Raw genomic sequence first — 12571 nt, 5'->3', positions numbered from 1 at the left:
TTCTATGGTTTGTCTCAAGTCGTTCCCATGCAGGGGAAGTGTGACAACGGCGGTGCGCATGCATCGCCGTATTTTTTTGTGCGGAGGATGGCGCGTGCGTTCAGTCCGGCGTTCGCGACGTGCGCGCCGGCGGGAACACCACTTCCACGCGCAAACCGCCGCTGCTGCCGTTGAGGAAACGCACGTTGGCGTGATGGCGCTGCGCGATGCGCTGCACGATGGCCAGCCCCAGGCCGGTGCCTTCTTCCGTCATGCCGGGCACGCGGAAGAACCGCTCGCCCAGGCGTTCGAGGAAGGCGGGCGGTACGCCGGGGCCGTTGTCTTCCACGCTGACGCATGGGCCTTCGCTCAACACCGATACGCCGATGGTGAGGATGCTGCCGCGGCCCGCGTAGCGCAGGCTGTTGTCGATCAGGTTGTCGAGCATTTCCTGCAGCGAAAGGCGGTCGGCATCGATCCATACCGGGCCGGCCGGCCCTTCGTAACCCAGGTCCACGCCTGCGGCGATGGCGTCGTGTACGCGTACGCCCAGCAATTCGGGAATCACCTGCGCGAGATCGAGCAACACGCATGGCGCGGTTTCGTTGAGGTCCGGCGACTGCGCGCGCGTCAACGCGAGCAACTGGCTGGACGTGCGGCTGGCGCGTTGCGTGAGGCGCAAGATGTGCTGCAAGGCATCGGTCACCGTTTCCTTGCTGGGATCGATCTGCGCGCGTTCCACGTGCACGCGCAGCCCGGCCAGCGGCGTCTTGAGCTGGTGCGCGGCGTCGGCGATGAAGCGCTCCTGCAAGGCGAGCATGCCGCGCTGGCGCGCGAACAACCCGTCGATGGTGCGCGTGAGCGGAAGGATTTCCACCGGCACATCGGCATCGCCAATCGGCGCCAGATCGTGCTCGCGCGAGGCGAGGCGCGCGGTAAGGGGATCGAGCTGGCGCAGGCCCACGCGCACGCCGTAGAGCACGAGAAAGAACACGCTGGCGATCAGCAAGGCCTGCGCGGGAATGCTGAGCAGCAGGATTTCGCGCGCGCGTTGGTGGCGATCATGGAACGTCTCGGCCATGGTGACCGTGAGCTGGTCGCTCGGGTCCTGCAGGTTCGGGATGCGCACCGTGGCGGCGCGCAGTTCGCGGTACTTCTGCGTGGGCGTGTAGACCGACGTGGTGTACAGCGCCGGCTCGCCGTCGGAACTGGCGCCGCTCAGCGGTGCCGGCTGCAGTTCGGGCGAACCCGCCAGCAGGCCGTGCTTCTGGCTGCTCACGTTGAAGTAGTTGTGGCCTTCTGGCGCGTATTCGAGCAGGAAGCGCGCCTGCGGTGAGATCTGCCCGCCCAGGTCTTCCTGGCTGAGCATCTGGGCGAGCGTCATCGCGTCGTCGCCCAGGTCGCGATCGTGCACGTGGTTGGAATAGATCAGCGCGCCGCCATAGGTGATCAAACTTTCCACCACCAGCAACATCATCAGCGGCACCAGCAGCGAGGAGAGCAGTCGATGGCGCAGGCTGGGCCGGCCGTCGGGCTCGATCATCCGATAGAGCCACGAATCGTCCTGCTTCCGCGCCGTTTCGCTCATGCCTTCGTTTCCTTGCCTTCCTTCACTTCTTCCAGCAGGTAACCGAGGCCGCGGATGGTGCGCACTTGCGTGCCCGACTCGGCGAGCTTGCGGCGCAGGCGATAGATGGCGATGTCCAGGCCGTTGTCGGTGAGTTCTTCGTCCCAGCTGCACAACGCTTCGACCAGTTGCGCGCGACTGGTCACGCGGTCGGGGCGTGCAGCCAGGGCTTCGAGCAGGCCGAATTCGCGGGCGGTGAGTTCAAGCGGTTTATCGTCGATCCAGGCGCGATGACCGGGAAGATCCAGCCGCAGCCGTCCGATGGTGAGTTCGGGTGCGCCTTGCGACGTGTAGCGGCGCAGCAGGGCGCGCACGCGTGCTTCGAATTCGGCGAGTGCGAAAGGTTTGACGAGGTAGTCGTCGGCGCCCAGATCAAGTACGCGCACGCGTTCGCGCAGGCCTTCGCGGGCCGTGATGACCAGCACGGGCAGGCCGGTGCCGCGCTTGCGAAGACGTTGCAGTACGTCGGCACCATCGAGGTTGGGCAGCCCCAGGTCGAGGATGAGCAGGTCGTACGGCGTGTCGCGCAGCGCGACGTCGGCCTTGGCGCCATCGGTCACGCAGTCCACCGCGTGGCCGCCCTGGCGCAGCGAGGCGCTGACGCCGGCGGCAATCGAGGGGTCATCCTCGGCAATCAGTATGCGCATATCGGTTTCCGGAAAAGGCGACGGGTCGGCGCGCAAGCCATCATCATTGAATTGCGAGTGATTCTCATTTGTGGCAACATTCTGGCTCTATATCAGGAGCAGGCTGCCCGGACGATGGGAAGCTTAGCGCCCTGTTGGACGTTGAGACAGCGGGCGCGCGACTCGGTTGCATGGCCCGTCACGCGGTTTGGCGCTGATCCAAGAGAGATGATGCAAAGGCTCTGAAAGGCAGGCATGGAATCAGCGGCGCGGTCGCACAACAATCGGATGGGATCGAGCCGCGCGTTCTGGCTCAAGCAGCTCCATCAGTGGCACTGGATCAGCTCCGCGCTGTGCCTGGTGGGCATGCTGCTGTTCGCCATCACGGGTTTCACGCTCAACCATGCCGGCCAGATCGAGGCGCAGGCCGCCACCGTGCATCGCACCGCCCAATTGCCCGCCGCCTTGCTCAAGGCCGTGAGCGGCGATGACCAACGCAAGGGCGTGGCCTTGCCTGCGGCGGTGGCGGACTGGGTCGGTGCCACGCTCGACATCGACGTGGCCGGCCGCACCGGCGATTGGTCTTCCGATGAAATCTATCTTTCGATGCCGCGTCCGGGTGGCGATGCGTGGCTGAGCATCGATCGCGAAACCGGCAAGGTGGAGACCGAACGCACCTCGCGCGGCGTCATCGCCTATCTCAACGATCTGCACAAAGGCCGGCACGCGGGGCCTGCGTGGGGCTGGTTCATTGACGTGTTTGCTCTGGCCTGCGTGATCTTCTCGATCACTGGCTTGCTTCTGCTGAAGATGCACGCCGCACAACGCGGCGCCACCTGGCCGCTGGTCGCGTTTGGCCTGGTGCTGCCCTTGGTGCTCGCGCTGATCTTCATCCACTGACATGGAAAGCGAGCAGACGAGCATGAAGATGATCATCACCTGCCGTGCGCCGATCATGCCTTCAAACGTTTTCGATTCTTCTTCTCGCGTCTCACCGAGGACCTCATGCGCCGCCTTTCCCTGACTCTTCCCGCGATCCTGCTGGCCACTCCGGTCGCCGCGGCCGATCTCAATGTCACCGTGCAGATTCCGCAGCTCAACGTGGCGGAATATCACCGCCCGTACACCGCCGTGTGGGTGGAGCGCGAAGACCATTCCGTCGCGGCGCAACTGGCTGTGTGGTACGCGCAGAAGGATTCGAAGGAAGGCGCTGGCACCAAGTGGCTGCCCGAGCTGCGTCAATGGTGGCGTCGAGGTGGCCGTGAATTGCAGATGCCGGTCGACGGTGTATCCGGTGCCACGCGTCCGGCGGGCGACCAGAAGTTGAGCTTCCACGAGGGCAAGGCGCCGCTCAACGCACTGGCGCCGGGCAAGTACGACCTCGTCGTCGAAGCGGCCCGGGAATCGGGCGGTCGCGAAGTCGTTCGCGTGCCCTTCACCTGGCCTGCCGCCGCGCCACAACAACTGGCGGGCCAGGGCAGTAGCGAACTGGGCGCCGTCAAAGTCGATCTTGCCCCGTAATTGAAGGAGCACAACCCCATGAGCAGACATTCGTTGAAGTGGAGCGCGTTGGCCCTGGCACTGGTGTTGCCGCTCTCGGCGCAGGCGCACAAGCTGTGGTTGTTGCCATCGGCCTCCAATGTGGCGGGCAACGATCCCTGGGTCACGGTCGACGCCGCCATGTCCGATGATTTATTCAGCGCCGATCATATGCCCGTGCAACTGGATCGCATCGTCATCACCCAACCGGACGGCCAGACGGCCAAACTGGAAAACGCGTTCACCGGCCAGTACCGCAGCGTGTTCGACGTGCATCTGACCGAAGCCGGCACGTACAAGATCGCCGCCGTGAACGGTGGTCTGTTTGCCAGTTACGAAGTGGATGGCCAGAAGAAGCGCTGGCGCGGCGACGCTGCCGACCTGGCCAAGTCGATTCCGTCCAATGCGAAGAACGTGGAAGTTTCCGAGTCGATCAACCGCACGGAAACCTTCGTGACCAACGGCAAGCCGAGCGACGGCGCGCTCAAGCCCAGCGGCAAGGGCCTGGAGCTGGTGCCGGTCACGCACGTTACCGATCTTGCTTCGGGCGAGGCGGCCACGTTCCAGCTGCTGATCGACGGCAAACCGGCCGCCAACCTCAAGGTGATGGCCATTCCCGGCGAAACGCGCTACCGCAATGCGCAGGAAGAAATCGGCGTCACCACCGACAAGGACGGCAAGTTCAGCATCACGTGGCCGCACGCCGGCATGTACTGGGTGAACGCGAGCACACAGGACAACAAGTCCAGCATCAAGCAGGCCAAGGTGCGTCGACTCTCGTACGCCGCCACGCTGGAAGTGCTGCCGCAGTAATGCCTCACGCAAGCGCTATCGATCGGAACAGTGTGGTGCCTATGAGTCATCTCGTCGTGCAATCCGTGCAGGGCGAAACCATGGGCACGTTCTGGTCGGTGCGCGCGGTGATGCCGGCGGAGCTATCGCTGGCGTCGTACGCGGGCAGCATCCAGGCCGTGCTGGATCTGGTCGACGGCCAGATGAGTACGTACAAGTCGACCTCGTCACTGTCGCGTTTCAACGCTGCGCCAGCCGGCACGTGGCACGTGCTGCCGGCCGAGTGTTTCGAGGTGGTGAAGCATGCCTTGCAGGTGGCGCGTGACAGCGACGGCGCGTACGACCCCACGGTGGGCCCGCTAGTGAATCTCTGGGGCTTCGGCCCCGAAAGCGCGCGACGCGAGCCGCCGTCGCGCGCCTCCATCGACGCCGCGCGCGAGCGCATCGGCTGGTGGCATCTGAAACTGGATGCCGCCACGCACAGCGTCTATCAGCCCGGCGGTATCTATCTGGATCTTTCATCGGTGGCCAAGGGCTACAGCGTCGACCTTGTCGGTCGCTTGCTCGATGGTGCCGGCTTCGACGCGTGGCTCGTCGAAGTGGGCGGCGAGATGAAAGGGAAGGGCAACAAGCCTGACGGCTCGCCGTGGCGCATCGGTATCGAACGTCCCGGTGCGGCGATCGGCGCCGTGCAGTACGCCGACCAGCTCAGTCAGGTGGTTTGCCTTACGGGACGCGCCATCGCCACCTCCGGCGATTACCGCCGCCAGTTCGCTGCCGATGGGGTGACTTACTCGCATCACATCGACCCGCGCACTGGTTGGCCAGTGCCGCATACGGTGGCCTCCGTCAGCGTGCTGGCTGGCGATGCGATGCAGGCCGATCCCATGGGCACGCTGATGACGGTGCTGGGGCCGGAGCCAGGCATGGCTTACGCCAGGGAGCACGGCCTTGCGGTGATGTTCATCGTGCACGGTGCAAACGGCCTGGAAGAGCGCCTGTCGCCGGCATTCGAGGCTGCGCTGGCGTCATGAGTGCATCGCCTGCGACATCGACGCGTCCCGCCTGGGGCAATGTGCTGCTTTGCGCCTTGCTTGCCGTGCTGATCGTCGCGTTGATGACGCTGCATGCGCGCGAATGGGAGTGGCACGATCCGGGCACGTCACGCTGGTGGGGCGCGGTCTTTGTGCTGTCGTTGTGGGCCGGATTTACCGCATGGCTAGGCCGGCATCGTCGCAGCATTGCGCGACGGATGGCCGAACACATGGCGCCTGCCGATGCCCGGGAGCACAGCGCCATCCTCGTTGCCTATGCGAGCCAGACCGGCAATGCCGAGCAATGGGCGCGGCAAACGGCGCAAAGTCTCCAGACCGCGGGCGAGTCGGTGCGACTGATCGAGCTCGGTCACCTGGATATGGAAACGCTGGTCGGTGCCGGGCGCGTGCTGTTCGTCGTCAGCACCACCGGCGAGGGCGATGCACCGGACAGCGCCGCGCGTTTCGTCACACAATTCATGCGCGCGCCTGCATCGCTTGATTCGCTTCGCTACGGGCTGCTGGCACTGGGCGATCGCGACTACGACGATTTCTGCGGGTTTGGCCGCGCGCTCCAGCACTGGCTGCAGCAAAGCGGCGCGACGCTGCTGTTCGATCCGGTGGAAGTGGACAACAGCGATGCGGCGGCGTTGCGTCATTGGCAGCATCACCTCGCGCTGCTTTCCGGTGCGAGCGAGTTGCCGGATTGGCAGGCCCCCGATTATCAGCGGTGGCAACTGATCGAACGTACGTTGCTCAATCCGCACAGCACGGGTGGTCCATGCTTCCATCTGGCGCTGTGCCCGCTCGAGGGCACGGCGAACTGGCAGGCGGGCGACTTGGTGGAGATCGGTCCGCGGCATGCGGTTGACGATGTCGAACGATGGCTCGCAACGCATGCACTCGACGGTAATGCGGTCGTGGAACACCATGGGCGTCGGGCGTGCTTGCGTGAGTGGTTGTCGGCAAGCCATCTACCGGAGCTTGGTGACGCACAACAGAATCCGTTGACGGAACTGGTGGCAGGTTTGCAGGCGTTACCGCATCGCGAATACTCCATTGCCTCCGTGCCATCGGACGGTGCGGTGCACCTGCTTGTGCGCCGCATGCAGCGGGACGACGGTTCGCCGGGTATCGGTTCGGGTTGGCTCACCCAGCATGCGGATGTCGGTAGCGACATTGCGCTTCGCATCCGCACCAATTCCGGCTTTCATGCGCCGGTCGACGATCGACCCCTGGTGCTGATCGGCAATGGCACGGGGCTGGCGGGATTGCGTGCGCTGTTGAAGGCGCGCGTGGAAGCGGGACGCGGACGCAACTGGTTGTTGTTCGGTGAGCGCGAGTCCGCCCGTGATTTCTATCATCGCGACGAGATACTTCAGTGGCAGCAGCAAGGCTGGCTCGAGCGAGTCGACCTGGCCTGGTCGCGCGAGGGTGAGTCGCGCGTCTACGTGCAGGATCGTCTGCGCGCCGCTACCGATGTATTGCAGTCATGGGTTGAACGAGGCGCGGCCATCTATGTGTGTGGCAGCCTCGCAGGCATGGCGCCTGGCGTCGATGCCATTCTGCGCGAAGCCCTGGGTGATGCGACGGTCGAGCAGTTGCGCGAGGCAGGACGTTACCGTCGCGACGTGTATTGAGTTGCCGTGACCTTTGGCCTATAGGAGTGCGATGCGCCGATGCCGCAGGCTGGCACTCCTTCGGGGGAGGGTTACATGGGAACACGCACGCAAGGCGCGTCACGTCTTTGGTTGGCGCTGACCTGTTTGACGCTGTCGGCCGTGGTAAACGCGCAGGATGTTCCGGCACCCGCGAGCAGCGTAGCGACCGTGCCGGCGGTGATTCCGATGGCCAAGCCGCACGCTGCGGCACCGCGCGAACCCAGCGCGCCGGATGCATGGGGCGGCATACGCACAGGCAGTGAGGCTACGCTTTCCGATCGCGTCGCAAGTTATCGCATCGATGCCGAACTGGATGCCGGCAAGCACAGCGTGAAAGGCAGCGAGCAGCTGCGTTGGCGCAATCGCAGCCAGCAAACCGTCAATCGCATTTACTTGCACCTTTACCTCAATGCATTCCAGAACGAAGGCAGCACCTTCTTCACCGAACGCAACGTGCTTACCGCGCATGGCCATTCGCGAGGAAACGCTGCACCGAAGAAGGGCGAGTGGGGCTGGATCGACCTCGCCAGCGTGCAACAGGGGAACGCGGCGCTGAAGTGGAGCTTCGTGCACCCCGACGATGGTCCGGCCACTGACCAGACCGTGGCCGCCATCGACCTCGCCGAACCCGTGCCGGCCGGCGGCACGCTGACGCTGGATGTCGATTTCACCAGCCAGCTGCCGCGCGTGATCGAGCGCACTGGCTGGTGGGGCGATTTCAATCTTGTGGCGCAGTGGTTTCCCAAGATCGGCGTGCTCGAACTGCCGGGTGAACGCGGCGCCACGCAGGTGCAGTGGAACGTGCACGAGTTCCATTTCAACAGCGAGTTTTACGCCGACTTCGGCAGCTACGATGTGCGGCTCACGGTGCCCTCCGATTACACCGTGGGTGCGGTGGGCGCGCAGCAGGACGAACCGTCCGTACAGAACGGCAAGACCACCTACCACTTCGTGCAGAACGACGTGCACGATTTTGCATGGGTCGCCGCCAAGGGCTTTCGCACGCTCGACGGCAGCTGGCACGGGCCGGGCAGTCCGCAGGTGGCGGTGCGCGTGATCTATCCGCCCGAGTACGTTGCCAGCGCGCAGCTCGTGTTGAAGGCCACGCTGGACTCGCTCAGTTATTTCTCCGACACGCTGGGGCCATATCCGTATCGCACCGTGACGGCCGTGGTGCCGCCCTTCAATGCGGATGAGGCCGGTGGCATGGAGTATCCGACCTTCTTCACCGCCGAGGGCGACAAGGAGATCGACAAGGACACGATGGACCAGTGGAACATCGACTTCGTGACCATCCACGAATTCGGCCACGGCTATTTCTACGGCCTGCTTGCCTCGAACGAATTCGAGGAGCCGATGCTCGACGAAGGCATGAACGAGTATTGGGACGAACGCATGCTGCGAGACCGCAACCAGCGCGTACTCACGCCCAGCACCTGGCTGCGGCGCGCGGGCATCACGCCGTCGATGGATGTGTTCACGTCCGAACGTCTGGATGCCGGTTTGTCGCATCCATTCGATCCGCTTGGCCAGAACAGTTGGGATCGCTATTCCAGTTCCAGCTACGGCACCGTGTATTCGCGCACGGCCACGGCGATGCATGATCTGGAAGAGCGCCTGGGCAAGGACGTGATGGCGCGCGCGATGCGCGAATACTATCGGCGCTGGCATTTCCGCCATCCGTCCGTGGCGGATCTTCGCGCGACGTTGATCGACGTTTCGGGCAACGCGCGTGCGGTCGACGAGATATTCGACCAGTTCGTCTATGGCACGGCCCGCATCGATGATCGCGTCGCATCGATCGATATCAGCAGGGTGTTGCCCGAAGCAGGCAGTTGGATGAAGAACGGCCAGCGCGTCGAGTTGACGGACGACGACCGCTACGAGCAGGTAGCGAAGGCGGACGAAGCCTGGAAGAAAACCCACCCTCACGCGGGAAAAACCGAGGCGGGCGCTTTTCCCATACGCAGTACGGTGACGGTGGTGCGCGAAGGTGCGGCCGTGCCGCAGATCCTGCGCGTGACGTTTGCTGGCGGCTCGCATGTCGACGTTCACTGGGACGACGACCGTCGTTGGGCGCGCTTCGTCTTCACCGGCGATACGGCGGCGGTTTCGGCGGAACTCGATCCGGACCGGAACATCCTGCTCGACGAGAACAAGCTCAACGACAGCCGCACGGTGAAAACCGATGCCTCCGCCTCGCGCCGCTGGACCGCCGACCTGGCGGCCGCGCTGCAGGCACTTTACGCATGCCTGGTGACGCTGTGATGGCCTACAAGAGTTCTCGTCGCGTGGATGTGGGTGCGGTGGCGCTGGCGCCATTTGCAGCATTGCAGTGGAGGCTGCTGTTGCTGTGGATCTTGGCAACGCTTGTTGCGACTTCCGTGGCGGCGCTTCCGCTCCTGCAATCGCTGGGTGCCTTGCTCGATCACTCCACCCATGCGCATGCGTGGGCACGACAGTTCGACGGGCTGATGTTCAGTGATGTCGTCGTGGCCTTGTCACACGAGCACGCCACGCTGCACGGCGCAGGACTGGCCAGCGTGCTCCTGATGCTGCTCTGGCTGCCATGGCTCAACGGCATGGTGGTGGCGAGCGGTCGGGCGGGGCGCACGCTTGGCTTCGGTCAGCTTCTGCAGGGTGGCTTGACCGAGTACGGCCGCATGTTTCGACTGATGCTCTGGTCGGCGCTGCCGTACGCGTTGGCGGGTTTCTTGATCCAGCTGGGGCTCGATCGCGCGAACGACCGCGGCGACCTCGCCACGCTTCAGTCGCAGGCCGACAACGCGCAGCACATGGCGTGGTGGGCGGCGGGCATCGTCATCGTGCTGGCGCAGGCATGGGTGGAATCGGCGCGTGCATCGTTCATTGCGGATGTCGGCTTGCGTTCGGCCACGGTCGCCATGGTGCGCGGCTTGTTGCAGCTCGTCCGCCGGCCGTTGTCCACCTTGCTCGCCTATCTGCTGATTACGGCGCTGGGCTTCGCTATCGCACTGGCCTTCGGGCTGCTGCGTGCGCACACGGTATCGGTGGGAACGCAGGGCTTGGTGTGGGGCTTCCTGCTCAGCCAATGGGTGGTCGTTGCGCTGGGATGGATGCGCATCGCACGTCTGTTCGCGCTGGCGGATGTTGGCCGCTCGCTGGGCTTGGGCAGGCGGTCCAGCTTGTAGGGACGAAGGGAGTGATGCGACAGCCGGACCACAAACGCAGGAACCAACGCCGGCCATGAGGTGTCAACTCCACCATCGCGTCGTTCGACAGACGGGCGAAGGGAGTGCGGCTGATACGGCATTGGAAGCATGCTCTAAGAAAGGGCGCGACTTTGGCAGTCGTTGCTTTGCTTCATCTGCTGATCCTCGTGTACCTGACGATGCCTCTGGCTCCGGAGTATTCGAGAGATCGCGCGAAGATATTGACTCGGACTGGTGCACTGCAGCTCGTGTTTCTGCCGCAGCCGCCGCTCTCTCGCAGTGCCGCGTTATTGCATGAAAATCCGGCGGCGATACACGCCACACTTCGCTTGTCTCCGTCCAGGAGTTTTGTGAGAAGGCCTGTACCCGAGGCGTTGGATGCTCCACGGTCCGATGAGCCTCAACAGGCGAGAGAGGCGGACAGTCCGAGAAGCGTTGACCTGCCTCGGGAAGCCATTTCCGCCGGTTCGTCGTACGAAAATCCCATGCTCAAATACGTTCGCGGAGGCTCGCCAGCTCAAGGGCCTCCGCGCCTTCCAGGAAGTGCCGATGGAGAGTTGGTGAAGACCATTTCCGTCGGAGAGCAACCGAGTCCGAGGCAGATACTTCAGGAGGGCGGAAAGTTCTTGAACTGTAGTCAGGTCCGGATGGCGCGATTCCTTTCCGCCAGCGAAATGGACAAACGCCACATAACGACGCATGAGCTCGATCAGGCCTTCGCGGAATTCGGATGCACCTGATTCTCAGTTTGGAAGCGTTGAGAGCCGGAGAAATTCTCAACAGAAAGTAGGGCGCCAATCAGTCGCATCAACGATCAGGTGATGGCCGCGCATCTGGCAAATATCCAATGCCGACTTCGTTTCCGAAGTGCAGGAACGAGGACTTGGAATCGCTGACAAAACTGCCGTCAACTCAGAGAAGCCGGGATCCAGTGACTTCGTTGCGTGCCAAAGACGCTGGATTCCAGCTTTTGCTGGAATGACGAGCGGGTTGGCGCCAAGTCTTGTTGGCGGCTCTCAGGCTGTGGGAAGACGAACCAGCACGATCTCGCCGCCGCCTTCGATACGCACCGGGTGGCTGGGGATCGGGTCGATCCACATCATGTCGTTCGCTTCCAATGGCTGGGAGCGATGGTCGGCGATGACCTTGGCGCGACCGGACAGCAAGAGCAGGAACCAGCGCCAGCCCGACGGTGCCAGCAGCACCATCGCGCCGTTGAGCGGGCGGACCATCAGCTCGCCCTGCGCTTCGCCGCGCAGCTTGAGGTTGAAGGTGCGCGTCGGCGCAGTGGGCAGGCAGGCCTGCGGTTCGTTGTGCTGGTCGAACTGGGCGATCTGGAAGCGGGTGAGGTGCTGGGTGCGGCCATCGGCGAAGGCGATGGCCACCGGGGCGTCCAGGGGCACGAAGTGCCGGCGCAGGTCAGCATGTGCTGGAAAATCCACCTCATGCTCCATGCCGATCAAAGACATCTGCCACTGCCAGGCGTCGTCATCTGGCCCGCGGGCAATGTTCGTGATGACGGCCGTGCCCTTGGCGCAGGGAGCGCCGTGGAGGCTTTCAGCCGGCAGTCGGAGCAGTTGGCTCATGCCCAGGCGCGACGCTTCTCGGGGCAGGGCGGGTAGTACGCGAAGACGTGGTTGTGCGCCCCGAAGAAATCCATGTCTTCAATGTGCTCGCCGCCCAGACGTTCGGCGACGCGGTCCGATGCTTCGTTGCCGACCTTCACCAAACTGATGACCCGCGGCGCGCCCAGGGCATGCCAGGCGAAGTCGAGGATGGCGCTTCCCGCTTCGGTGGCGTAGCCGTGGTGACGGAAGTCGGGCTTGAGCATCCAGCCGAGTTCCAGGTCGGGCCAACCCTCGGGGCGCATCAGGCCGGCGCGGCCGATGAACTCGCCGGTGTCCTTCAGCTCCAGCGCCCACATGCCGTAGCCACGCAATTGCCAGTGGCCGATGAGCATGGCCAGCGACCGCCAGGCGTTGGTGCGGTCCAGCGGCTGCCCGTCACCGATCCAGCGAGTGCTGGCCGGGTCGGCCAGCATGGCGGCGTAATCGTCGAAATGGCGCTCGGCCAGAGCGGTAAGGCGCAGTCGCGCGGTTTCAATGACAGGTATGTCGATCAT

11 protein-coding genes are annotated in these 12571 nt (G+C 64.0%); 7 read left to right on the top strand and 4 right to left on the bottom strand.

The window, feature by feature from the left end; all coding sequences use genetic code 11:
* Positions 1–100: 100 nt before the first annotated feature.
* Both ABIC75_RS10560 and ABIC75_RS10555 read right to left on the bottom strand, forming a co-directional pair.
* Positions 101–1522 (bottom strand): sensor histidine kinase, encoded by a 1422-nt coding sequence (locus tag ABIC75_RS10560; RefSeq protein ID WP_354014342.1) that lies wholly within the window; start codon positions 1520–1522, stop codon positions 101–103.
* Positions 1523–1563: 41 nt separating this feature from the next.
* On the bottom strand, positions 1564–2253 hold the full coding sequence (locus tag ABIC75_RS10555) for a response regulator (protein WP_354013820.1): 690 nt from the start codon (positions 2251–2253) through the stop codon (positions 1564–1566).
* Between the two features lie 234 nt (positions 2254–2487).
* Here ABIC75_RS10555 and ABIC75_RS10550 point away from each other — a divergent pair, with 234 nt between their 5' ends.
* The 7 genes from ABIC75_RS10550 to ABIC75_RS10520 all read left to right on the top strand — a co-directional run bounded on the left by ABIC75_RS10550 (position 2488) and on the right by ABIC75_RS10520 (position 10428).
* Positions 2488–3132: a PepSY-associated TM helix domain-containing protein gene (locus ABIC75_RS10550; RefSeq protein WP_354013819.1), complete on the top strand. Its 645-nt coding sequence runs from the start codon at positions 2488–2490 to the stop codon at positions 3130–3132.
* A 105-nt stretch (positions 3133–3237) separates the two neighbouring features.
* A complete protein-coding gene (locus ABIC75_RS10545; RefSeq protein WP_354013818.1) occupies positions 3238–3753 on the top strand; it encodes a DUF2271 domain-containing protein in 516 nt (171 codons plus the stop codon).
* An 18-nt stretch (positions 3754–3771) separates the two neighbouring features.
* A complete protein-coding gene (locus ABIC75_RS10540) occupies positions 3772–4584 on the top strand; it encodes a DUF4198 domain-containing protein (protein WP_354013817.1) in 813 nt (270 codons plus the stop codon).
* 41 nt (positions 4585–4625) lie between these two features.
* Positions 4626–5597 (top strand): FAD:protein FMN transferase, encoded by a 972-nt coding sequence (locus ABIC75_RS10535; protein ID WP_354013816.1) that lies wholly within the window; start codon positions 4626–4628, stop codon positions 5595–5597.
* Positions 5594–7237 carry a sulfite reductase subunit alpha gene (locus ABIC75_RS10530; protein WP_354013815.1) on the top strand — a complete coding sequence of 548 codons (1644 nt, stop codon included), beginning with the start codon at positions 5594–5596 and terminating at the stop codon, positions 7235–7237. The genes ABIC75_RS10535 and ABIC75_RS10530 overlap by 4 nt, the downstream gene beginning before the upstream one ends.
* Before the next feature lie 75 nt (positions 7238–7312).
* The gene (locus tag ABIC75_RS10525; protein WP_354013814.1) at positions 7313–9526 is read left to right on the top strand and encodes a M1 family metallopeptidase; all 2214 of its coding nucleotides are present in this window, start codon (positions 7313–7315) and stop codon (positions 9524–9526) included.
* Positions 9508–10428, top strand: coding sequence for a hypothetical protein (locus ABIC75_RS10520; RefSeq protein ID WP_354013813.1), 921 nt, complete (start codon positions 9508–9510; stop codon positions 10426–10428). The genes ABIC75_RS10525 and ABIC75_RS10520 overlap by 19 nt, the downstream gene beginning before the upstream one ends.
* A gap of 1037 nt (positions 10429–11465) precedes the next feature.
* On the opposite strand, the gene ABIC75_RS10515 is transcribed toward ABIC75_RS10520, so the two are convergent.
* Positions 11466–12035, bottom strand: coding sequence for a HutD family protein (locus tag ABIC75_RS10515; protein WP_354013812.1), 570 nt, complete (start codon positions 12033–12035; stop codon positions 11466–11468).
* Positions 12032–12571 carry a GNAT family N-acetyltransferase gene (locus ABIC75_RS10510; RefSeq protein ID WP_354013811.1) on the bottom strand — a complete coding sequence of 180 codons (540 nt, stop codon included), beginning with the start codon at positions 12569–12571 and terminating at the stop codon, positions 12032–12034. The genes ABIC75_RS10515 and ABIC75_RS10510 overlap by 4 nt, the downstream gene beginning before the upstream one ends.

Origin of the sequence: Dyella japonica, assembly GCF_040545895.1 — a bacterium.
Taxonomy (GTDB): Bacteria; Pseudomonadota; Gammaproteobacteria; order Xanthomonadales; family Rhodanobacteraceae; genus Dyella; species Dyella japonica_D.
This window is presented reverse-complemented; position numbering and strand designations above follow the sequence as displayed.

Coding starts and splice junctions, on each gene's coding strand:
- ABIC75_RS10560 (WP_354014342.1), bottom strand. CDS start 1,522: ATGATCGAGCCCGACGGCCGGCCCAGCCTGCGCCATCGACTGCTCTCC.
- ABIC75_RS10555 (WP_354013820.1), bottom strand. CDS start 2,253: ATGCGCATACTGATTGCCGAGGATGACCCCTCGATTGCCGCCGGCGTC.
- ABIC75_RS10550 (WP_354013819.1), top strand. CDS start 2,488: ATGGAATCAGCGGCGCGGTCGCACAACAATCGGATGGGATCGAGCCGC.
- ABIC75_RS10545 (WP_354013818.1), top strand. CDS start 3,238: ATGCGCCGCCTTTCCCTGACTCTTCCCGCGATCCTGCTGGCCACTCCG.
- ABIC75_RS10540 (WP_354013817.1), top strand. CDS start 3,772: ATGAGCAGACATTCGTTGAAGTGGAGCGCGTTGGCCCTGGCACTGGTG.
- ABIC75_RS10535 (WP_354013816.1), top strand. CDS start 4,626: ATGAGTCATCTCGTCGTGCAATCCGTGCAGGGCGAAACCATGGGCACG.
- ABIC75_RS10530 (WP_354013815.1), top strand. CDS start 5,594: ATGAGTGCATCGCCTGCGACATCGACGCGTCCCGCCTGGGGCAATGTG.
- ABIC75_RS10525 (WP_354013814.1), top strand. CDS start 7,313: ATGGGAACACGCACGCAAGGCGCGTCACGTCTTTGGTTGGCGCTGACC.
- ABIC75_RS10520 (WP_354013813.1), top strand. CDS start 9,508: ATGCCTGGTGACGCTGTGATGGCCTACAAGAGTTCTCGTCGCGTGGAT.
- ABIC75_RS10515 (WP_354013812.1), bottom strand. CDS start 12,035: ATGAGCCAACTGCTCCGACTGCCGGCTGAAAGCCTCCACGGCGCTCCC.
- ABIC75_RS10510 (WP_354013811.1), bottom strand. CDS start 12,571: ATGATCGACATACCTGTCATTGAAACCGCGCGACTGCGCCTTACCGCT.